The 18,527-nt window shown below is 65.9% G+C and carries 25 protein-coding genes; 14 read left to right on the top strand and 11 right to left on the bottom strand.

Annotated features, from left to right (window positions below; all coding sequences use genetic code 11):
- Positions 1-32 precede the first annotated feature (32 nt).
- Positions 33-902 carry a hypothetical protein gene (locus ACSBP4_RS00775; RefSeq protein ID WP_435551083.1) on the top strand — a complete coding sequence of 290 codons (870 nt, stop codon included), beginning with the start codon at positions 33-35 and terminating at the stop codon, positions 900-902.
- 2 nt (positions 903-904) lie between these two features.
- Here the strand turns inward: ACSBP4_RS00775 and ACSBP4_RS00770 are convergent, their stop codons facing one another.
- Entirely contained in the window at positions 905-1,513 is a 609-nt protein-coding gene (locus ACSBP4_RS00770; RefSeq protein ID WP_006183147.1) for an IMPACT family protein, read from the bottom strand.
- A gap of 210 nt (positions 1,514-1,723) precedes the next feature.
- Between ACSBP4_RS00770 and ACSBP4_RS00765 the strand changes: the two genes are divergently transcribed.
- Complete coding sequence (locus ACSBP4_RS00765; protein WP_006183148.1) at positions 1,724-2,146, top strand: DUF7522 family protein; 423 nt, start codon at positions 1,724-1,726, stop codon at positions 2,144-2,146.
- 4 nt (positions 2,147-2,150) lie between these two features.
- On the opposite strand, the gene ACSBP4_RS00760 is transcribed toward ACSBP4_RS00765, so the two are convergent.
- Entirely contained in the window at positions 2,151-2,654 is a 504-nt protein-coding gene (locus ACSBP4_RS00760) for a hypothetical protein (protein ID WP_006183149.1), read from the bottom strand.
- A 118-nt stretch (positions 2,655-2,772) separates the two neighbouring features.
- Between ACSBP4_RS00760 and ACSBP4_RS00755 the strand changes: the two genes are divergently transcribed.
- Positions 2,773-3,474: a hypothetical protein gene (locus tag ACSBP4_RS00755; RefSeq protein WP_049965224.1), complete on the top strand. Its 702-nt coding sequence runs from the start codon at positions 2,773-2,775 to the stop codon at positions 3,472-3,474.
- On the opposite strand, the gene hisB is transcribed toward ACSBP4_RS00755, so the two are convergent.
- Positions 3,475-4,062 (bottom strand): imidazoleglycerol-phosphate dehydratase HisB, encoded by a 588-nt coding sequence (gene hisB, locus ACSBP4_RS00750; protein WP_006183152.1) that lies wholly within the window; start codon positions 4,060-4,062, stop codon positions 3,475-3,477.
- A 276-nt stretch (positions 4,063-4,338) separates the two neighbouring features.
- On the opposite strand from hisB, the gene ACSBP4_RS00745 reads away from it, so the two are divergent.
- Positions 4,339-4,596, top strand: coding sequence for a hypothetical protein (locus ACSBP4_RS00745; RefSeq protein WP_006648506.1), 258 nt, complete (start codon positions 4,339-4,341; stop codon positions 4,594-4,596).
- A 110-nt stretch (positions 4,597-4,706) separates the two neighbouring features.
- Here the strand turns inward: ACSBP4_RS00745 and hisA are convergent, their stop codons facing one another.
- Entirely contained in the window at positions 4,707-5,459 is a 753-nt protein-coding gene (gene hisA / locus ACSBP4_RS00740; protein WP_006648507.1) for a 1-(5-phosphoribosyl)-5-[(5-phosphoribosylamino)methylideneamino]imidazole-4-carboxamide isomerase, read from the bottom strand.
- A gap of 481 nt (positions 5,460-5,940) precedes the next feature.
- On the opposite strand from hisA, the gene ACSBP4_RS00735 reads away from it, so the two are divergent.
- From ACSBP4_RS00735 to fer, 5 genes are all read left to right on the top strand, one after another.
- Positions 5,941-6,318: a hypothetical protein gene (locus tag ACSBP4_RS00735; protein ID WP_373632090.1), complete on the top strand. Its 378-nt coding sequence runs from the start codon at positions 5,941-5,943 to the stop codon at positions 6,316-6,318.
- 103 nt (positions 6,319-6,421) lie between these two features.
- Positions 6,422-7,600, top strand: coding sequence for an inorganic phosphate transporter (locus ACSBP4_RS00730; protein WP_006648510.1), 1,179 nt, complete (start codon positions 6,422-6,424; stop codon positions 7,598-7,600).
- A 67-nt stretch (positions 7,601-7,667) separates the two neighbouring features.
- Complete coding sequence (locus ACSBP4_RS00725) at positions 7,668-8,093, top strand: universal stress protein (RefSeq protein ID WP_435551082.1); 426 nt, start codon at positions 7,668-7,670, stop codon at positions 8,091-8,093.
- 225 nt (positions 8,094-8,318) lie between these two features.
- Positions 8,319-9,503 (top strand): inorganic phosphate transporter, encoded by a 1,185-nt coding sequence (locus ACSBP4_RS00720; RefSeq protein ID WP_049965222.1) that lies wholly within the window; start codon positions 8,319-8,321, stop codon positions 9,501-9,503.
- 356 nt (positions 9,504-9,859) lie between these two features.
- Positions 9,860-10,249: a ferredoxin Fer gene (fer, locus tag ACSBP4_RS00715; protein WP_006183160.1), complete on the top strand. Its 390-nt coding sequence runs from the start codon at positions 9,860-9,862 to the stop codon at positions 10,247-10,249.
- 304 nt (positions 10,250-10,553) lie between these two features.
- On the opposite strand, the gene ACSBP4_RS00710 is transcribed toward fer, so the two are convergent.
- Positions 10,554-10,973: a RidA family protein gene (locus ACSBP4_RS00710; RefSeq protein WP_006648513.1), complete on the bottom strand. Its 420-nt coding sequence runs from the start codon at positions 10,971-10,973 to the stop codon at positions 10,554-10,556.
- Positions 10,974-11,113: 140 nt separating this feature from the next.
- Here ACSBP4_RS00710 and ACSBP4_RS00705 point away from each other — a divergent pair, with 140 nt between their 5' ends.
- The 3 genes from ACSBP4_RS00705 to ACSBP4_RS00695 are packed head-to-tail and all read left to right on the top strand — an operon-like array spanning position 11,114 to position 13,121.
- On the top strand, positions 11,114-11,509 hold the full coding sequence (locus ACSBP4_RS00705; RefSeq protein ID WP_435551081.1) for an ArsR/SmtB family transcription factor: 396 nt from the start codon (positions 11,114-11,116) through the stop codon (positions 11,507-11,509).
- A complete protein-coding gene (gene arsB / locus ACSBP4_RS00700; RefSeq protein ID WP_435551080.1) occupies positions 11,502-12,662 on the top strand; it encodes an ACR3 family arsenite efflux transporter in 1,161 nt (386 codons plus the stop codon). Before ACSBP4_RS00705 ends, arsB begins: the two co-directional genes overlap by 8 nt.
- 15 nt (positions 12,663-12,677) lie before the next feature.
- Positions 12,678-13,121, top strand: a complete 444-nt coding sequence (locus ACSBP4_RS00695) for a low molecular weight phosphatase family protein (RefSeq protein ID WP_435551079.1) — start codon at positions 12,678-12,680, stop codon at positions 13,119-13,121.
- Positions 13,122-13,129: 8 nt separating this feature from the next.
- Here ACSBP4_RS00695 and ACSBP4_RS00690 read toward each other — a convergent pair whose 3' ends face one another.
- Positions 13,130-13,636 carry an HPP family protein gene (locus ACSBP4_RS00690; protein ID WP_435551078.1) on the bottom strand — a complete coding sequence of 169 codons (507 nt, stop codon included), beginning with the start codon at positions 13,634-13,636 and terminating at the stop codon, positions 13,130-13,132.
- Between the two features lie 235 nt (positions 13,637-13,871).
- On the opposite strand from ACSBP4_RS00690, the gene ACSBP4_RS00685 reads away from it, so the two are divergent.
- On the top strand, positions 13,872-14,900 hold the full coding sequence (locus ACSBP4_RS00685) for an A24 family peptidase C-terminal domain-containing protein (RefSeq protein WP_435551077.1): 1,029 nt from the start codon (positions 13,872-13,874) through the stop codon (positions 14,898-14,900).
- Here ACSBP4_RS00685 and ACSBP4_RS00680 read toward each other — a convergent pair.
- From ACSBP4_RS00680 to ACSBP4_RS00665, 4 genes are all read right to left on the bottom strand, one after another.
- Entirely contained in the window at positions 14,892-15,122 is a 231-nt protein-coding gene (locus ACSBP4_RS00680; RefSeq protein WP_049965218.1) for a hypothetical protein, read from the bottom strand. The two genes, ACSBP4_RS00685 and ACSBP4_RS00680, sit on opposite strands and share 9 nt — an antisense overlap.
- An 84-nt stretch (positions 15,123-15,206) precedes the next feature.
- The gene (locus ACSBP4_RS00675) at positions 15,207-15,512 is read right to left on the bottom strand and encodes a hypothetical protein (protein ID WP_435551076.1); all 306 of its coding nucleotides are present in this window, start codon (positions 15,510-15,512) and stop codon (positions 15,207-15,209) included.
- A 156-nt stretch (positions 15,513-15,668) separates the two neighbouring features.
- Positions 15,669-16,088: an HIT family protein gene (locus ACSBP4_RS00670; RefSeq protein WP_435551075.1), complete on the bottom strand. Its 420-nt coding sequence runs from the start codon at positions 16,086-16,088 to the stop codon at positions 15,669-15,671.
- Between the two features lie 32 nt (positions 16,089-16,120).
- Positions 16,121-16,828, bottom strand: coding sequence for a uracil-DNA glycosylase (locus tag ACSBP4_RS00665; RefSeq protein WP_435551074.1), 708 nt, complete (start codon positions 16,826-16,828; stop codon positions 16,121-16,123).
- A gap of 139 nt (positions 16,829-16,967) precedes the next feature.
- Here ACSBP4_RS00665 and ACSBP4_RS00660 point away from each other — a divergent pair, with 139 nt between their 5' ends.
- The gene (locus ACSBP4_RS00660) at positions 16,968-17,198 is read left to right on the top strand and encodes a hypothetical protein (RefSeq protein WP_006648523.1); all 231 of its coding nucleotides are present in this window, start codon (positions 16,968-16,970) and stop codon (positions 17,196-17,198) included.
- Positions 17,199-17,352: 154 nt separating this feature from the next.
- Here ACSBP4_RS00660 and ACSBP4_RS00655 read toward each other — a convergent pair whose 3' ends face one another.
- Entirely contained in the window at positions 17,353-18,372 is a 1,020-nt protein-coding gene (locus ACSBP4_RS00655) for a hypothetical protein (RefSeq protein ID WP_435551073.1), read from the bottom strand.
- Positions 18,373-18,527 lie beyond the last annotated feature (155 nt).

Genomic DNA, 18,527 nt, shown 5'->3' with positions numbered 1-18,527 from the left:
CTGTTTTAACATAATCTGCCCAAGAGTCGTTCGTGACTGCTCGAGAGTCTGATCGCTCGCTCGTTCCTAACGACGTGCCCTCACCGGACCGCGTGTTTCGACTCGCGTTCGGCGGCTACGTCGGCGTTCTCGTTGCGGGTCTCGTGACGGTACTGGTCGTGCTGGTCCGTCCGGAGACGACTTCGAACGGCGTGGCGGGAACGTACGCCGCTGGACTGGGCGGCGGCTGTCTCGTCGGCGTCGTCCTCGCGAGTCGAATCCGTGGGCTGGCCGTCCGGCTCGGCCGAACGTGGGGTCGACGGGCCGCGCTCGTCCTCTTGCCAGTTCCAGTCGGGATCGCGGCCGGCGTCTCGCTGGTGACACCGCTCGAGTCGCCCGTCGGCGTCGTGGCGCTCGCGGCGTCGATCGCCGCCGCCGTCGCGGGTCTGGTCCTCCGCTGGCTGGTCGCGACCCGCTATACCGACGCGTACACGCCCAGTGACCCCATCGCAACGTGGCGATGGAATCCGCCGAGTAGCCCCAAGCTGGACGCCCTCCTCCTTGCGATGTGGCTCCTGTTGGGAATCGGCGACGCACTCACCGGGAACTGGGTGGGCACGCTCGTCTGGACCGGGCTGGCGATCGCGTGGGTTGCCAGCGGACTCGTCGAGGGTCGCTGGCGGCTCGGCGCGTTCGGAGCCACGCCCGAGATACGGGTCTACGCGGACGGTCTCGTCAAGCGTCGGCCCTACACCCGGGAGTTCGTTCCCTGGGACGATGTCGCTCACGTCCGACTCCGCGAAGACGAACTCGTCCTCGATCGGGGACTCTTCGACGTGCGTTTCGACCGCGAGGAACTCCCGGACCTCGAGGCGCTCCGGGCCGAGATCGAGGGCCGGCTCCCGAACGGCGCGGCGGGGTGATTTCAGTCGAGGTCCGCCCGACCGCTCGTGGCACTCCGGATTCGATCCCGGACGGCGTCGCCCTCGGGGAGGGGAACGCGAACGGCAAAACGGACCTCGGCCTCGTACTCGGCGTCGAACTCGTGGCCCTCGCTTTCCAGGATCGAGCGGACGGTCCCCGAGTCGTCGTAATCGACGGTGATCTCGAGCCGTTCGTGGGGGCGTTCCTCGACGACGCCGGCCCGGTCGAGGGCGTCTTTCACCGCCCGCGAGTAGGCCCGGACGAGGCCGCCGACGCCGAGGTTCGTCCCGCCGTAGTACCGCGTCACGACGACCGCACAGTTCTCGATCTCCCGCTGGGTGAGGACGTTCAGCGCCGGCTTGCCGGCCGAACCGGAGGGTTCGCCGTCGTCGCTCGAGTACTCCCGGAGGAACTCGCCGTCGTCGCCGGCCCGGACCCGGTACGCGGGCACGTTGTGGGTCGCGTCGGCGTACTCCTCGCGGACGGTCTCGACGAACGCTTCGGCCGCTGAGACGGAGTCCACGGGACGGACGTGGCCGAGAAACTCCGATCCCTGGACGACGAACTCGGCGGTGGCCGACGCCGCGACGGTCCGGTAGGTGTCGCTCACGGGCGTTCCCTCCGCGATCGAGTCCGGACGCGTGTCATATTTGCCGCTACAACGGTCGGCGAAAAGAGCCCGTCGGTTGGCGCTCGTCGGGACCGCCTCGACCGGCTCACAAGCGTTTGCCCGGTGTCACGCGCCGGCGGTTCGTCGCTTCTCACGGGGTATGTCGCTGGCTCCCATACGCTATTATTCCCCCATGCCCAATGAGGACACATGGACGGCGATGCAATCCATTCCGACCTCGCAGATGAGATCCACAGCGTCTGCCGAACGACGGTCGGCGACGAACTCCGCAGTATCACCTACTTCACCGAGGACGACGTCGAACAGTTGTATCTCCGGTCGGACTTGGAGCAGACGGCCGATCTGATCGGCTTCGCCGAACACGAACGGCTCGGGTTCCACTCGCAGTCGGCCTACCGGAACACCCAACTCGGCGAGTACGAGGCGACGATTCGAATGTTCGAGAACGGGTTCCTCTCGCGAGTCATCCGGGGGCCCCACGGCGTCTGGGTGACGACCGACGACATGTCGATCGAGCGCTTCGAGGAACTAACGAGCGCGCTTGCGTCGGTGTTAGACGAGTACGCCGACAGCGTCGACGCGCCGACCCCCGACGGGACCGACGCCGCCTGACCCGTTACTGGAGTTCGATCTTCCGGACGAACTCGAGATCGCGGATCTCGGTGATCACCTCGCCCGGCAGGTCGCCGTCGGCGATCAGGTAGAGTTTCGGCTCGTCGGTGAACTCGGGGTCCTCGCTGATCGTCTGTCGGATCGAGATGCCGTTGTCAGCGAGCGTTCCCGTGACCTCGGCGACGATCCCCTCCTGTTCGGCGTTCTGAACCGCGACCGACAGGACGGTCAGATCCAACACCGGGGCGAGATCCATCAGGCTCGGTACCTGCGAGATGTTCTGGAAGATACGCCGCAGTTCGGGATCCTCGAGGATGACGTCGGTCGTCGAGTCGACGACCCGCCGATCGACGCCGATCTCGCGGGCGATGCCGGTGTTCGGGATCTCGATCCCGCCGGAGACGACCCGGCCGTCGTCGTTGACCGAAAAGCCCCGCTCGAGTAGCAACCTGATGACCGCCTGCTGGCTCGGTGATCCCTCGAACTTCTCCATGATCTCGTCGAACATTCGTTGTCGTCCCTACGGCCGGGGTGGTATAATGTCCGGTGATTGACCTCGTTCGACGACGGCGTCCCCGATACCCGTCTGACGTGTGCTTTTGTACGCCCCGTCCGATACCGTCCGTATGCGCCAACTCCGGACCTGCGACTTCTGTGCGGGCGACGCCGCCGGGACCTTCGAGATCGTCCCGCCCGAACTCGAGCCGACCGAAGCCGAACAGCGACGGGTCGTTCTCTGTCCCGACTGTCGGGAGCGACTCGAGGGGCTGCTCGAACCGTTGCTCGCCCGGGCCCGCGACGGCGCGGCTGCCGGTGGGACGGACACCGATGCGACCGGCGACGACCGATCCGACGGGGGCAGTTCGGCCGCGACGGTTCCGACGACTGCCGACGCGGCAGAAGCCGATTCAGTCCCCGAGAGTGGCTCCAACGACGCCGCCACCGCGACGGCCGACGCCGATGCTGCCGACGCATCGCTCGAGGACGGGATCACGTTCGAACGCGACGAACGCGGTGCCGCCACCGAGTCGGCCGACGAGACGGCGGCCGATACCGCTGGCGACGACGGTGCCGGCGCGGCCGACGCCGCCGATGGCGAGCCCGACCGAGGCGACGATCGGGACGGGACCGCGACCGGCCGACCGGCGGCCTACGCCAAGGTCGTTCGGCTCCTGCGCAATCGCGAGTTTCCCATGGACCGCAGCGCCGTCGAGGAACTGGCCGCCGGGGCCTACGACCTCGAGCCCCGCGAGGCCGAGGCGATCGTCGATTACGCGATCGAAGACGGAGAGTTCGTCGAGAAGGGGGAGACGCTTCGGCGACCGTGACTAGAGCGTCCCTTTCGTACTGGGCGTCCCCTCCCGGCGCTCGTCGATTCGGGTCGCGTCGTCGAGCGTCCGCGCCAGCGCCTTGAACAGCGCCTCGACCTCGTGGTGGGCGTTCTCGCCGTCGACCTCGAGATGGAGCGTCAGGCCGCCGTTCATCGCCAGCGATTCCCCGAAATGACGGGCCATGTCGCTGGTGAACCCGCCGATCGACGCCTGAGAGAACGTCCCCTCGAAGTAAAAGCGTGGGCGGCCGCTGACGTCGACGACGGCCCCCGCGACCGCCTCGTCCAACGGAACGCGTCGGTCGGCGTACCGGACGATACCCGATCGATCGCCAAGCGCCGCGTCAAATGCCTCGCCGAGGACGATCGCGACGTCCTCGACCGTGTGGTGGTCGTCGATCTCGAGATCGCCGTCGCAGTCGACCTCGAGGTCGAACAGGCCGTGTTTCGCGAACGACGTCAGCATGTGATCGAAGAAGCCGATGCCGGTGTCGACCGCGGCCGTCCCGCTCCCGTCGATCTCGAGAGTACACTCGATCGACGTCTCGGCCGTCTCGCGCGTGACCGTTGCCGTTCGCTCGCTCATGTCGAACCCATGCCGCCCCCGATACAAGGCGGTTCCGCTCGTCGGTACTCGCATCGCACCGCCTCCCGAATCGACCGCCGAATTCGGCGACTCAGCTCTGCACTCCCGATAGCGGAGGAGATGCTATAATAAAACGTCTAAAGGGATTTCAGACGCCATAAAAAAGTCATTCACTCGCCACGTACGGGCTGAAACGGGCCGAAACGACGCCAACCGTCGACCCGTTATATGACGTTTGCAGTGAATCTCACAGTCGAGACGAGGTGCCCCGATCCGATGTCAAACCCCTCCCCACTGTCGAACGAATCGATCGCTCCGTCGAACCCCGAGACGGAGCGTGACCGCGGCCGACTCCGCCGGTCGGTCAAACGCCCCGCACAGTTCCTGTCGTTCTGGGGCGCCATCGCGTTGCCCTTCGTCCATGTGCCGCTTCTCATGCAGGGACTGGGCGATCCCCACGTGACGCTGGCCTTCCTCGCCCTGCTTGCGATCAACGTCCTCGCACTCTACCTCGGTCACGGCTACAACCAGTAACGCTGCATCGCGAGGCGGTTTCGCACCCGGTTCGACCGGTCGGTCGCCGCCCACCGTCCGAACCGGTCCGTCGTTCTCCCGCGACTGGCCGCCACTACCGATCCGCGACGCTACTCGGCGGCGTCGACCGCCGCCTGTGCTTCCTCGAGCGTGAACTGTCCCTCGTAGAGCGCGCTCCCGACGACAACGGCTGCTGCGCCGGCGTCCGCGAGGTCGCGGACGTCCGCGAGGGTCGCGACGCCGCCGCTGGCGATCACGGGGATGTCCGTCGCCGCGACCAGTTCGCGGACCGGTTCGGTCGCGACCCCCTCGAGTCGCCCCTCGACGTCGACGTTGGTAAAGAGGATCCCGGCGGCACCGAGATCCTCGTACCGTTTGGCTGCCTCAACGGGGCTAATCCCCGCGCCTTCGGTCCAGCCCTCGACGACGACCTCGCCGTCTTTCGCGTCGAGGCTGACGACGACGCTCTCGGGGTGGCGCTCGCTGATCTCGCCGACGATCTCGGGGTTCTCGACCGCCGCCGTCCCGAGGATCACCCGGTCGACGCCCCGCTCGAGCAGGTCGACGGCGTCGTCGACGGTGCGGATGCCCCCGCCCAGTTGCGTGGGGACGTCGACGGCGTCGATCACCGCATCGATGGCGTCGGCGTTCCCCCGTTCGCCCTCGAACGCCCCGTCGAGATCGACCAGGTGCAGCGACTCCGCACCGGCGTCGAGCCACCGCTGAGCGGCCTCGATCGGCTCGCCGTAGCTCTTTTCCGTGCCGCGTTCTCCCTGGACGAGTTGGACGACTTCGCCGTCCTGTACGTCGACCGCCGGGATCACCTCGAACGTCCCGCTTCCGTCGTTGCCATCAGTACCCATACTCGAGTGCGCGAGGCCGGCGCGAGTAAAGGCGACGGTTTCGTCGACTGCCGTCGCCGCGTTGTGGGCGTCGTCGCGGTGGGCACAATCGGCGTCTTAGCGCCTATCGCCTTCGATGAGGCCGTCGAGTGGGAGATCAACTTCCTGTGGGCGGTGCGATTCCGCGTGGGATCGGGCTCGAGGAGGCCGGTGGCGGGACATTGGCTGGTCGTCCAGCCGACGGGGTTCCTATCGACTCGGCGATGTCCTCCTGATTCCGACCCCGGCAGCTACCGGTTCGGTACCGTCGGCCGGATCGGTGTACCTTACAGCTGCTTCCGTCGCTCGGGACGGTGTTTGCGATCGCGTCCCTCCGGGCCGTTCGATGCAGATTCCCCAAAGTGCTTTCACACGTTGTCCTGAAATGACGGTATGTGATGCGATCCCGTATGGCTCGAGTTCGAAACCGACCCGCGACTGCGCTGAAGGGGCTGACCGAGCGATGAAGCCACGCTATATCGACGCGATCATCGATCTCGCCTACGGCGGTCTGATTTTCGTGTCGGTCGTTTTGATCGTCGTCGAGGGAACACGAGTCGGGTTAGCGCTCGGGTTAGGCGTCCTCGTCTCGTACGCACTACACGTCATCTGGAAGATGGCACGCTTCGATCCGGAATGGATGACGACGGAGATGGAGGAGACGGTCGAAGAGGCCGTCGAACAGACGATCGGTGAGCAAGTCGATACGGTCCAGCAACGGATCGAAACCGTCGACGAACGCATCGATCGTCGGCCACGCGAGGACGAAATCGAGAATCTCCTCGAGGAGACTGTCGTCGACACCGACGAATCGGACGAGACCGACGACCCCGCCCGATAGTCCCTCGTCGACGATCGAAACCCGTGTCCGACGGCCGTCGATCCTCTCTGCGTACGAGACGGCACAACGAATATCCGAATCGACGTGATAGCTACCTCTCAGTATGGTGTCCGCGTTGCTTCTCGTCGGGATCCTCGTGGCCGTTTTCGTCGGATACAACGTCGGCGGTGCGACGACAGGACCGGCGTTCGGCCCGGCCGTCGGTGCCGATGCGATCTCGAAGACCGCGGCCGGCGTGTTGATGACGGTGTTTTTCTTCGTCGGAGCGTGGACGATCGGTCGCCGCGTCGTCGATACCCTCGGCCGCGAACTCGTCCGGGATCCCGGCGTCTTCACGCTCGAGGCGAGTATCGGCGTCCTCTTCTTTATCGGCGCTGCGTTGTTCGTCGGGAACTTCTTCGGCGTCCCCGCCTCGACGTCGATGACGGCCGTCGGCTCGATCGCGGGACTCGGCCTCGCCGCCGGCGAACTCAACGTCGCGGTCATGGGTGAGATCGCTATCTGGTGGGTCGTCTCGCCGTTTATCGGGTTCTGGGTCTCGCTGATCATCGGCCGCTACTTCTACTCGTCTCTCAACCGACGGCTCGCGATGGTTCGCAGTGAGGGCCCTCTCTACCGAATCGATCGGTCCCGTCGGGTTCCGGTTCCGGTCCCGACCGAGACCACGAATCGGCGCGAGCTGGGGGGCATCGCGATGGTGATCGTCATCGGCTGTCTGATGGCGTTCTCCTCGGGGACCTCGAACATCGCGAACGCGGTCGCCCCGCTCGTCGGCAGCGGCGAACTCGCGATGAACCCCGCGATCGTCATCGGCTGTGCCGCGGTCGGGATCGGCACGGTCACGATCGCGCGCCGCACCCTCGAGACGATGGGGAACGATCTCACGGAGCTGCCGTTGACGGCGGCGATCGTCACCGCGACGGTAAGTGCCTCGCTCGTCATCTTTCTCTCCGCGATCGGCATTCCCGCGAGTTTCGTCATCATCGCGACGATGTGTATCATCGGCCTCGGCTGGGGACGGGCGACGCGCCCGATAACCGTGGCCGATGCCGTCCGGGGCGAGGAATCGGTCCCGATCTCCGTCGACGCCTTGACCGCCGATGCGGAGGGCGAAACGCTGCCGCCGATCGGCGACGAGGACCCGGAACGGATCCCACGTGCGTCCGATCTCTTCGATCCGGCAACGACGGCCCGCGTGGTCCTCATGCAGAACATCGTCCCGGTCATCGCGACGGCCGGCGCGTACGCCACCTTCCGGTTCGTTCCAGTCTTCGGCCTCTGACTCGACGTGCCCGCTCAGCTCGACCCGGCCCCCGCGTGTTTATTCGTCCCAACGGTGAAGGGGACGTATGGTCTCACGTGTCCTGGTCCCGATGGAGGACTCGGAAATGAGCGACCGTGCCCTCGAGTACGCCCTCGAGGTCTTCCCGAACGCCGAGATAACCGCCTTACACGTCGTCGGCGAACCGTCACAGATGTGGGGACACGCGACGGGGCTCGCGCTCGCCGACGATCTCGAGGAAGCGGCGGAGGAACGCGCGAAAGAGGTGTTCGATCGCGCACGCGACATCGTCGCGGACGCCGACGGCGACGCGGAACTCGAGACCGCGATCGAATTCGGCCATCCCGCGCGTGCGATCATCAACCGGGCGGACGACTACGAGACGGTCGTTATCGGGACTCACAGTGGATCCGTCGCGGATCGTATCTTCGTTGGCAACGTCGCCGAGAAGGTCTTCCGGAGTTCCCCGGTTCCGGTCGTCGTCGTCCGGTAAGCCGCGGGCCGACGACCCGCCGGTCGGCACGGCGATCGATCACGACCCGCTCGCCGCCTTCCGCGACTCCCTCGAGCGTGCGGTTCCGTGGTGTGGTCCACCGTCGTGACTGTAGCAGACGCGCGCCGATTCCGTCAGCTGCGAGTTCCTTCCCTGACGACACGAGCGGACGACCAGAGCTACGAATAGGCGTATTTTTAATATCCGATCGCATGACTACTGACCGTGAACGCGGAACCGCTGCTTATCGTCGGGATCCTCACCGCCATCTTCGTCGGCTACAACATCGGCGGCTCGACGACCGGCCCCGCGTTCGGGCCGGCCGTCGGCGCGAACGTGATCACGAAGGTGATGGCCGCCGGCCTGATGTCGATCTTCTTCTTCGTCGGGGCCTACACCATCGGTCCGCAGGTCGTTACGACGCTCGGCGAGGAACTCGTTACCGACACCTCGATCTTCACGCTGCGCTCGAACGTCGCCGTCCTCTTCTTTATCGGCGGCGCACTGTTCGTCGGCAACTACGCCGGCGTCCCCGCCTCGACGTCGATGACCGCGGTCGGCGCTATCGCCGCGCTGGGGATGGCGACCGGCGAACTCAACTGGAACGAACTCGGCGAAATCGCCGTTTGGTGGATCGTCGCGCCGATCATCGGGTTCTGGGTGGCCGGCGTGGTCGGACGATACTTCTATCCGCAGATCAACGCCTGGATCGCCATCGAATCCAAAGACGAGGGCCGGCCGATGGTCTCGATCGACCGGTCGGGGCTCGTCCCGCGGCTCCAGTTCGGCGCCGATGCCGACCGCCGGGAAATCACTGGCGCACTGACTGTCGTCGCCATCGGGTGTCTGATGGGCTTTGCGTCCGGGACGAGCAACATCGCCAACGCGATCGCGCCGATCTACGGCACCGGCGACGTCGACATGGTGCCGCTGATCCTGATCGGCTGTGCGGCGGTCGCGGTCGGCTGTTTCACGATCGCTCGCCGGACCCTCGACACGCTCGGGAGCGACATCACGAACCTCCCGCTGACCGCGGCGATCGTCGTCGCGGTTATCAGTTCGGGGATCGTCGTCAGCCTCTCGTGGATCGGGATCCCCGCGAGCTTCGTCGTCATCGCGACGATGAGCATCGTCGGGCTGGGCTGGGGGCGAGCCACCCGGACGACGACGCTGTCCGACGCCGCCCGCGGCGAGGAAACCCGCGTCTCCGTCGGCGCGCTGACCGCGGAAGCGGAGGGCGAACGCTCCCCCGAAATCGGCGAGGAAGACGTCGAGGACATCCCGAAGGCGTCGGATCTATTCGATCCCTCGACGACCGCCCGCGTGATCCTGATGCAAAACGTCGTCCCGGCCATCTCGACGATCGGGGCCTACTTCACCTTCCGGTTCGTCCCGATCTTCGGGTTCTGACCGCCCGCGGGTCCCGGTCGGTTCGTCGCGTACCCTCTCATTGGTCTCTCCGTTTTGGCCGGATTGTTCGATACGTTCGTTCCGTCGTCCCGCTGTGGCCGGACCGTACGCGATCCGGAGCCGTCGCTGACGGCGACCAGCAACGATTCATGTCCGTACAGCGGCGGGTTTCGGATTCGGCAAATACCACCACCATTTGGCGGGTTCTTTCCGACATTTCTTTTTCTTCTCGTTCCTATCCACTGATTCTATAACGAACACGGGGATTCTTTCCTTCGAATTAGTCGATTCTGACTCATAGACAATTTAGGACTGAACAGCAAGCTATACCAGTGCGGGACCCGAACCGAAGACTGATGCCCACGGTAGAATACCTCAACTACGAAGTACTGGACGACCACGGCTGGGACATGGACGACGAGGACCTCTTCGACGAGGCCGCAGACGCCGGCCTCGACGACGAGGACTACGGCTCGCTCGACGTCGCCGAGGGCGAATACATCCTCGAGGCGGCCGAGGCCCAGGGCTACGACTGGCCGTTCTCGTGTCGCGCGGGTGCCTGTGCGAACTGTGCGGCGATCGTCAAGGAGGGCGAGATCGACATGGACATGCAGCAGATCCTCTCCGACGAGGAAGTCGAAGAGAAGAACGTCCGCCTGACCTGCATCGGCTCGCCCGAGACCGACGAGGTCAAGATCGTCTACAACGCCAAGCACCTCGACTACCTGCAGAACCGCGTCATTTAAAATTTGAGCGGGCCACATCGTGGCCACAACAACGTTTTTTCGAACCGACAAGTGCCGCCCAACCCGCGGGTAGTCTCGACTCTTTTCTACCGTGTCTCCGGCGACGACAGGAACTGCCGGCAGCCGTTCTCAGTCAGGTACGGACGAGATTCCGCCCGAGAGTATCCCCATCTTCGGCGAATTCCACGATTCCATCACCGATTTACCGCTTCGACGGCGACCGCTACGGTATCAGTAGTCTCCCACTGTTTACCGCGTCGAACGTAACGAGGTGATTCGGTACGGGCGTACGCGAACGTCGCGTTCATTCGATGGCGATAACACCGTCAACGGTCACTGCTGCCCCTCCGAGGAGTTCACAGACGCCCACCGTCGTACGTGCGGGGCATGTCGTCTCGAAGAACTGCTCGTACGTGTCATTGATTTCCCCGTACGCATCCATGTCTGTGAGATACACCGTTAATTGAAGAACGTCTGACGGGTCTTTGCCATACCGGTCCAGTTCCGCTTTGAGCGTTTGGAGACAGATTTCTAGCTGCCGTGACGGCGGTTCCCTACGAGCGACCTCACCGTCCCGTTCTGGGAGCAACCCCTCGAGAAAGACGAGATCGGAACTCCCGGTTTTCTTCCCGAACGCACCGACGAATTCTGCTCCGTCCCGTTGCTTCCGACTGCTTTCACTGACACGATCGAGACGAGACTCGCCTCTCTGCTGATTCTCCATACGACAGTTTAGAAAATGCTCAACTAAAAGTATTCGGCTGATTCCAAAACTCTAGTCCTATGCCCGCTATATAGGGCTCTTTCCACTAGCATGGATTTCTACCGGAAGCATTAATTGAGCTACTACTCAACCAACTAGCGATGGCACGAGCGACGGAGCGACTCCAACGATATCTCGAGGACGAACTCGGGGAGTGTCGCAGCGAAGATGTCGAAGAACGGCTCGACGAACTCAGTACGCTCGAGGCAGCGATCGGGCCGGAACAGGTCAACACCGAACTCGACGTTCTTTCCGCACTGGCCAACGAGACGCGTTATACGCTCGTTCGCGTTCTCGTCGCCGCAGAGGCAGAACTCTGTGTCTGCGAACTCCACGCGGTCGTCGACGTCACCGAGAGCGGGCTCAGTCACGCGCTCTCGGGGCTGGTCGAGGCCGGCCTCGTCGAGGGCCGCAAGGACGGCCGCTGGAAGAAGTACCGGGCGACCAACCGCGCCGTAGCGCTCGTGACCGTCCTCGAGGGGAGCGTGGATGGGTAGCGCGACACACGACCACGGGCCGGACTGCGGCTGCGAGAGCTGTGGGGATCCGCGGTCGATGGATTTCCTCGACAAGTACCTCACCGTGTGGATCTTCGCCGCGATGATCGTCGGCGTCGGCCTGGGGCAGGTCGCGCCGTCGGTGACCGAGCCGATTCGAGACCTGCACCTCGTGGAGATCGGACTCGTCGCGATGATGTACCCGCCCCTGGCGAAGGCCGACTACTCGCGGCTCCCGACGGTCTTCAGCAACTGGCGGGTGCTGGGTCTGAGTCTCGTCCAGAACTGGCTCATCGGGCCGACGCTGATGTTCGGACTGGCGGTGTTTTTCTTCAGCGGGCTCGTGCCCGGCCTGCCCGCCCGCCCGGAGTACTTCCTGGGGCTCGTCTTCATCGGGATGGCCCGGTGTATCGCCATGGTGTTGGTCTGGAACGAACTCGCAGAGGGCTCGACCGAGTACGTGACCGGCCTCGTGGCCTTTAACAGCCTCTTCCAGATCGTCACCTACGGGGTGTACGTCTGGTTCTTCGCGCTCGTCCTCCCGCCGCTGCTCGGAATGGAGGCGCTCGCGGCCGAGATCACGACGTTCAACGTCTCGCCCGAACAGGTGTTCTGGGCGATCGCCGTCTTCCTCGGGATCCCCTTCGCCGGGGGCATTCTCACCCGATACGTCGGGACCCGAACCAAAGGCGAGGAGTGGTACGACGACGAGTTCGTCCCGACGATCGACCCGCTCACGCTGGTCGCCCTGCTGTTCACCATCGTCGTGATGTTCGCCACGCAGGGCGAGAACATCGTCGCCGCGCCTGCCGACGTGTTGCTGATCGCCGTCCCGCTGACGATCTACTTCGTCGTCATGTTCCTCGTCAGCTTCGGGATGGGCCGGGGGATCGGTGCGGACTACTCGACGACGACCGCGATCGGCTTCACCGCGGCCTCGAACAACTTCGAACTCGCGATCGCCGTCGCCGTCGCCGTCTTCGGCGTCGGCTCCGGCGTCGCCTTCGCCACCGTCGTCGGCCCGCTCATCGAGGTCCCCGTCCTGCTCGCGCTGGTCAACGTCGCGCTGTACTTCCAGCGCCGGTTCGACTGGGGTGAGCGCGATACGGGGAGCCTCGAGCCGACACCGCGAGAGACACCGACCGACGACTGATTACGAGAACACACCATGTCAATCGATACCGACTCCGACGACCCGATCCGCATCGCTTTCGTCTGCGTGCAAAACGCCGGCCGCTCCCAGATGTCGACCGCCTTCGCCGAGCGCGAACGCGAGCGTCGCGGCCTCGCGGACTCCCTCGAGATTCTGACCGGCGGCACGGACCCGGCCGACGAGGTTCACGCGGGCGTGATCGACGCCATGGCCGAACTCGAGTTCGACCTGTCCGACCGAACGCCGCGGGAGGTCACCACCGAGGAACTCCGCTCGTGTGACTACGTCGCGACGATGGGTTGTTCGACGCTCGAGCTGGGCGACGTCGACGGCGTCGACGTCCGCGACTGGGCGCTGCCCGATCCGGACGGCGGCGATCCCGAGGCGGTACGGGAGATCCGCGACGAGATCGAGCGCCGAGTGGCCGCGCTGTTCGACGAGTTCAGCGACGCACCCTGAGGGCGCCCTTAGCGCCCGATCGGGAGGTCTTCGCGGAACGGACGGCCGTGGGTGACCAGTTCGTGGACGCCGACGAGGACGACGACGGCCAGCGCGATGAGTGTGCCCTCGAGCGGCGACGCCAGCAGCCCCAGCGAGACGATCAGCGTCGTCGCGCAGGCGGGCGGGTGGACCGTCTCGGTCGCGAGCATCCCACCCGCGGTCAGTGCGACGGCGGCGACGCCGCTCGTGACCAGCCGTAGCTGGCCGACCGCGAACATCGGTGCAGCCGTCGTGACCGCGAGGCCGGGCGCGATGGTGTGGTAGGCGATGAGCCCGGCGACGATCCCGACGACGTGGCCGCCGATGACCCGCCGCGGCGCGGTCACCTCTCCCTCCCGAACTGTCGCCAGCAGGAACGCCGTGGGCCCCAGGCTCGGAAAGAGCAGTGCCTGCCCGGTCACCCACGCCAGCAGGCCCGGTACCGCGAGTAAGACGCCGGTGTACAGAGTCGAGAAGGCCGCGCCGTCCCTCATGCTCGAGGCGTTCGGGGGACGGACGGATATGCCGTTTGCTGTGACGATCACCGGCCGAACGCGCGAGCCGGTGTCGGAATTCGACCGTGAGCGACCACCGCTGCTCTTGCGTTCAGTTCCCGGCCGGTTCGCTGTCCGATACCGGCACACCCGGGGAAACCGGTACGGTCGCGGTCGCCCCCGATGCCGCCCGGAGGCCGAAAACGTAACGGCACCGCGCTTCGCAGGGACGCCCGTGACGCTCGCTGGTACCGTTGCGACCGGGCCGGACCTCCTTCGACTCGTCGCCGTCCCCGTCTTCGCCTGGACCGCCTACCGCGACATCGAGACCAGGCGCGTCTCGAGTACCGTCTGGATCCCCCTCGCGCTCCTCGGGGCCGTCCTGCTGCTCTGGGACGCCCGACTGGCGTGGGCCGCCGGCGGGACCGCCTGGAGCTACGACTTCCTCGTCCCGACGGCGATCAGCCTGGGGCTGGTCGTCCCCATCGCCTACCTGTTCTGGTGGGTCGGCGGCTTCGGCGGGGCCGACGCGAAGGCCTTACTCGTCCTCGCGGTCCTGTTCCCAACCTTCCCCGAGTACGCGCTGGGGCCGGTGACGCTGCCGCTCGAGCCGACCCGGATCGGTGCCTTCTCGTTTACGATCCTGACCAACGCCGTCCTCGTCGCGGTCGCGCTCCCGGTCGTGCTGGCGATCCGCAACGCCGCCGCGGGTCGGATCGCGCCCGTGATGCTCGTCGGCTGGCCGGTCCCGTGGGAGCGGATTCCGGAGACCCACGGCCGCCTGCTCGAGACGCCGACGGGGCTCTCGCGGGGCGGCCTCGACCTCGACGCCCTGCGGATGTACCTGCGCTGGCGGGGACTCTCGCTGGCGCAGTTGCGCGAAGCCCCCGAGCGGTACCGCGACCCCGCCACCCTCCCCGACGAGCCGAACCCGCCGACCGACGGTGCGGTGACTGCCGACGCCGATCTCCGGGGCGACGGCGGCGCGCTCGAGGGGGCCGAAACCGAGACGGCCGTGACCGCGGCGACCGACCCGCAGGGAGCGCCCACGGTCGACGATCCGTGGGGTGCCGAGGCGTTCCTCGACGACATCGAGGGCTCGGCCTACGGGACGACGCCCGAGACGCTCCGGGAGGGACTCGCGGTGCTAAGCGAAAACGAGACGGTCTGGATCTCGCCGGGGACGCCGTTCCTGGTGCCGATCTTCGCCGGGTTGGTGATCGCACTGGTCTACGGCGACCTGCTGCTTGGGACCCTACTCTAGGGTCCGCTCGTAGAGCGGCACCAGCGCCGTCCAGAAGAGGACGAACGCGACACCGATCCCGATCAGGACGAGCCACGGGTCGCCCCGCCCGGTCGGCACGCCAGTCGAGAGCAGGACGAAGGTACCGGCAAACAGCAGACAGCAGACGAGGACGCTGCCGAGTTCGAGGACGGTGGCAACGGGGTGGGCGCGAAACTGGGCGACGATGCCGGCGAAGGCCATACGCCAGCGTCGCGTGCGGACGGCAAAAACGTCACGACAGCCATACCGTGGCAGCCAACGGGTCGTCCACCGACGGCACCGCCGTCAGTCCACGACGTAGGACTGGTGGTCGCCCCGTGTTTCGGTATCGACGAACTGGTGACGCGTTCCGTCTTCTAACTCGCCCGCGAACGAGGGATCATCCGCGTCGGTGTCGTACTCCGCGTTCGCCCCACGAAGGTCGTGGGCCGCAAGCAGCTCGCGGATCTCCGTCGGCATCGACTCCCCGTCCTCGAGGTCGACCAGCAGGTGGTGATCGGTGAAGCTCTTCGCGACGAACGCGTCGGCGACGGCCTCCTTCTCGCACAGCTGCGCCGCCAGCTCCCGCAGGGTCTCCTCCCGATCGCACATTCGTTCCCGACCTCGGGGCGACGGTGCAAAGCCCTCGGGACGAATATATTCGCCGGCGGCGGACGACCGAGGGACGAGCGCTTCGCTCACGGAACGTGGCCGGCGCGCTCGAGCGGGTGGGCCGCTCGAGCGACGGCGAGAACTGAGCCGCCGATCTCAGGCGCTGGCCTCGATGTCGGCGGCGATGTCGTCGAGTTCGTCGTCGTCGAGATCCGGGCGGTCGCCCGCGACGGCGTGGATCGGGCCGCCGCCGTCGCCCTCGAATCGGGGGACGATGTGACAGTGGACGTGGGGTACTTCCTGGCCGGCTTCTTCGCCGTTGTTGAACGCGACGGTGGTCGCGTCGGCATCGACCGCGTCCTCGACGACGGGGACCATGTGGTGGACGGTCTCGTAGAGGTCCGCGGCGACGTCGTCAGGGACGTCGTTCAGCCGCTCGTACTCGTCTTTCGGGATGACGAGCGTGTGGCCCGGCGCGAGCGGATTGGCATCCAGGAAGGCGATCGTTGTCTCGTCCTCGTACACGATCCGTGCGGGGATCTCCCCCGCCACGATCTGGCTGAAGATCGTACTCATACGCGGGTATGTGTCGTCTCGTCGTAAGAAGCTTACTCGCCGCTACCGCTGTCCCGGCCACGACACAGGTCGTCGAGCGTCTCGGCGATCGCCGCGAGATACTCTTCGGGTTCGTATCCCAGCCGGCCGATCCAGACGTCCTGATACGAGGGATGGAGGATCGGTACGAGCCACACGCCGAGGCGGTCACACCACACCGGCTCGAGGACGCTGTCGAGAAATCCCTCGAGGTCACGGCTCTCGGCCGCGAGTACCGTCTCCGTCGCGTGCTTGCCGGTCGCGAGGACGATCGTCGGATCGATCGCCTCGAGTTCGGTCAGCAGATGCGATCGGCAGTTCGTTCGTTCCTCGGGCGTCGGTTCGCGATTCGTGGTGGGGTCGTCCGGATCGGCTGGAAAACACTTCACCGCGTTCGTGTAGTAGGCGTCGTCGCCGTAGCCGACTCGCTCGAGCATGCGACGGATCCGGCGGCCGGAGTGACGCGAGGTGTAGGCCTTGCCGGTCCAGTTGCCGCCCTGCCAGCGGTCCGCGTCGGGGGTCCCGTAGCCGGGTGCTTCGCCGACGACCACGACGCTCGCGTCGAGCGGGCCGGTCCCCCACGAGATGCATTCGCGGCTCTCGGCCAGTTTCGGACAGCGCGTACAGTCGGGCTCGAGGACGTTGCGCTCGGTCGGAACGGCGGGTTCGTCGCTGGTCGCCGACCCGTCGTCGGCGTCGGTCTCGGAATCGGACGCGGGCACGGTCCGGACTACGTTCCCAGCGGTTTAGCCGAGTCGGTTCTCGGTCGCGGCTGCCGGTCGAGTAGTCGTCGCCGACCGTGTGGATGCGTCGCACTCGAGGGGACAGGTTTACGTTGGGTGGGTGGGTAGAGAAGTCCTAATGACATCCCTCGGCCCGGAACTGCTCGCGGAATCACTGCAACTGGTCCTGTATACCGTCGTCGCCGGCGTCTTGACGGTCGGTGGCGTCCTCGTCGAGCAGGCGAGTCTCCAACACCTCGGTACCGGCGAGGCGATGATCGCCCTGTGGCTCGGCGCGCTCGGCGGCCTCATGCTGTATGCCGGTGCGTACGGCGTCGGCTACCAGAAGGTCCTCTCGGAGTACGTCTGAGTCGTCCGTTCGCCGGTCTATTTTGAACCCCGCGTCGCAACTGCTCTACCGACCAGCCGCTGACAGTGCGTCACGGCCGATCGCACGACGGACGTGCGATCGTCGTGAGCGCCGCTTCGAATTCCGCTTGCCGGTCGTCAGTGACGCCGGTCAGTTACGCTGCGTTGGTTTTCCAGACGACCGTCGAGCCGTCGGTGTCGATCCGGCTACTCTCACTGGCTTCGAGCAGCGTAGCCGCATCGACCGACACGTTGCCGCTGGACGGGGAGACGACGACTGCCGTCTCGGGGTTGTCACCCGGTGCAGTAGCGTCGACGTGTACGTCTCCGCTTGGCTCGACGCCGTGGACGGTCAGCGTGATCGTCTCGGCGGTCGGGAACCGATCCCGTAACCGCTCCGTCGCCGCTTCGTCGTTCGTCACGAGCGTTCGAACCGTCTCGAGTTCGGCGTCGGTCAGTTCATCGTTCGGATCGCGGACCGCGAGATCGGCGTCGGTCGTCGCTCGCTCGGTGTCGTCGGCGTCGGTATCGACGGTGAACGTCTCCCCGTCGTCGACGGTCGCTACCGATCGGATGTCGAACCGGGTGATGGACTCCACGGTGGACACCACGTCGGTCGTCAGTTCGTCCACGACCGCGCCGTCGTCGACGAGTGTGACCCGTCGGTCGGACATGTCGATATCGGTCGATTCGGCGGCCTCGAGTCGGTGAGCCGACTCGACGGGCTCGGTGTCGGTGCCGACGACGTCGACGGTGCCGGTCTCGGTGTCGACCGTCGCTTCCAGCAGGGGACGCGCGTCCCCGTGTTCGGCCGTTCGGTCCGGATGGATGCGGACGTGTGCGCTGTCGTCGTCTCGCTGTAGCGAGCCGTAGACTTCGAGGACGAGGTCGTCGTCCGTTCCGACGTGATCGCGGAGCCAGTCCCCGGCTTCGTCGTCGTTCAGTACCATCGCCGGTATCGCCTCGAGGTCGGCGGTTCGATCCGCGCCGAACCCGTCGTCTTCGGTCGAAACCGTGAACTCGTATCCGTCGACGTCGACCGTCGACTGGTGGTGCGGTTCGTCGGCCAGTTCGTCAGTCCCGGAACTCGCGCCGGTCGCGGCGGCGATGCCACCGGTCCCGATGGCAAGCAACACTGCGAGCGCGAGTGCGGTCAGTTTCGTTTTCGTTTCCATGATGTCTCTCTCGGGCGAGCGCGTCGACCGGCCGTCGACGAGCGTCGGTCGTTCGTCGGGTCGGTCGTTCGCGCCGCCCGGTTACGGGTCGTTTGAAAGCCCCCTTAGTCACCCGTTGAAAACGTGTTTCGGAACGGTTACGGGCCGAATTTCGG

It is taken from the genome of Natrinema sp. CGMCC1.2065, assembly GCF_051225675.1.
Lineage (GTDB): Archaea > Halobacteriota > Halobacteria > Halobacteriales > Natrialbaceae > Natrinema > Natrinema thermotolerans.
This window is presented reverse-complemented; position numbering and strand designations above follow the sequence as displayed.

Bases quoted from the DNA above. Each gene is read 5' to 3' on its own strand.
- arsB (WP_435551080.1), top strand. From the start codon at position 11,502: ATGGGTAGCGCGACACACGACCACGGGCCGGACTGCGGCTGCGAGAGC.
- ACSBP4_RS00735 (WP_373632090.1), top strand. From the start codon at position 5,941: ATGAAGCCACGCTATATCGACGCGATCATCGATCTCGCCTACGGCGGT.
- ACSBP4_RS00730 (WP_006648510.1), top strand. From the start codon at position 6,422: ATGGTGTCCGCGTTGCTTCTCGTCGGGATCCTCGTGGCCGTTTTCGTC.
- ACSBP4_RS00755 (WP_049965224.1), top strand. From the start codon at position 2,773: ATGCGCCAACTCCGGACCTGCGACTTCTGTGCGGGCGACGCCGCCGGG.
- ACSBP4_RS00765 (WP_006183148.1), top strand. From the start codon at position 1,724: ATGGACGGCGATGCAATCCATTCCGACCTCGCAGATGAGATCCACAGC.
- ACSBP4_RS00660 (WP_006648523.1), top strand. From the start codon at position 16,968: ATGACATCCCTCGGCCCGGAACTGCTCGCGGAATCACTGCAACTGGTC.
- ACSBP4_RS00655 (WP_435551073.1), bottom strand. From the start codon at position 18,372: ATGGAAACGAAAACGAAACTGACCGCACTCGCGCTCGCAGTGTTGCTT.
- ACSBP4_RS00695 (WP_435551079.1), top strand. From the start codon at position 12,678: ATGTCAATCGATACCGACTCCGACGACCCGATCCGCATCGCTTTCGTC.
- ACSBP4_RS00680 (WP_049965218.1), bottom strand. From the start codon at position 15,122: ATGGCCTTCGCCGGCATCGTCGCCCAGTTTCGCGCCCACCCCGTTGCC.
- ACSBP4_RS00760 (WP_006183149.1), bottom strand. From the start codon at position 2,654: ATGTTCGACGAGATCATGGAGAAGTTCGAGGGATCACCGAGCCAGCAG.
- ACSBP4_RS00690 (WP_435551078.1), bottom strand. From the start codon at position 13,636: ATGAGGGACGGCGCGGCCTTCTCGACTCTGTACACCGGCGTCTTACTC.
- ACSBP4_RS00710 (WP_006648513.1), bottom strand. From the start codon at position 10,973: ATGGAGAATCAGCAGAGAGGCGAGTCTCGTCTCGATCGTGTCAGTGAA.
- ACSBP4_RS00745 (WP_006648506.1), top strand. From the start codon at position 4,339: ATGTCAAACCCCTCCCCACTGTCGAACGAATCGATCGCTCCGTCGAAC.
- ACSBP4_RS00670 (WP_435551075.1), bottom strand. From the start codon at position 16,088: ATGAGTACGATCTTCAGCCAGATCGTGGCGGGGGAGATCCCCGCACGG.
- ACSBP4_RS00725 (WP_435551082.1), top strand. From the start codon at position 7,668: ATGGTCTCACGTGTCCTGGTCCCGATGGAGGACTCGGAAATGAGCGAC.
- hisA (WP_006648507.1), bottom strand. From the start codon at position 5,459: ATGGGTACTGATGGCAACGACGGAAGCGGGACGTTCGAGGTGATCCCG.
- hisB (WP_006183152.1), bottom strand. From the start codon at position 4,062: ATGAGCGAGCGAACGGCAACGGTCACGCGCGAGACGGCCGAGACGTCG.
- fer (WP_006183160.1), top strand. From the start codon at position 9,860: ATGCCCACGGTAGAATACCTCAACTACGAAGTACTGGACGACCACGGC.
- ACSBP4_RS00705 (WP_435551081.1), top strand. From the start codon at position 11,114: ATGGCACGAGCGACGGAGCGACTCCAACGATATCTCGAGGACGAACTC.
- ACSBP4_RS00675 (WP_435551076.1), bottom strand. From the start codon at position 15,512: ATGTGCGATCGGGAGGAGACCCTGCGGGAGCTGGCGGCGCAGCTGTGC.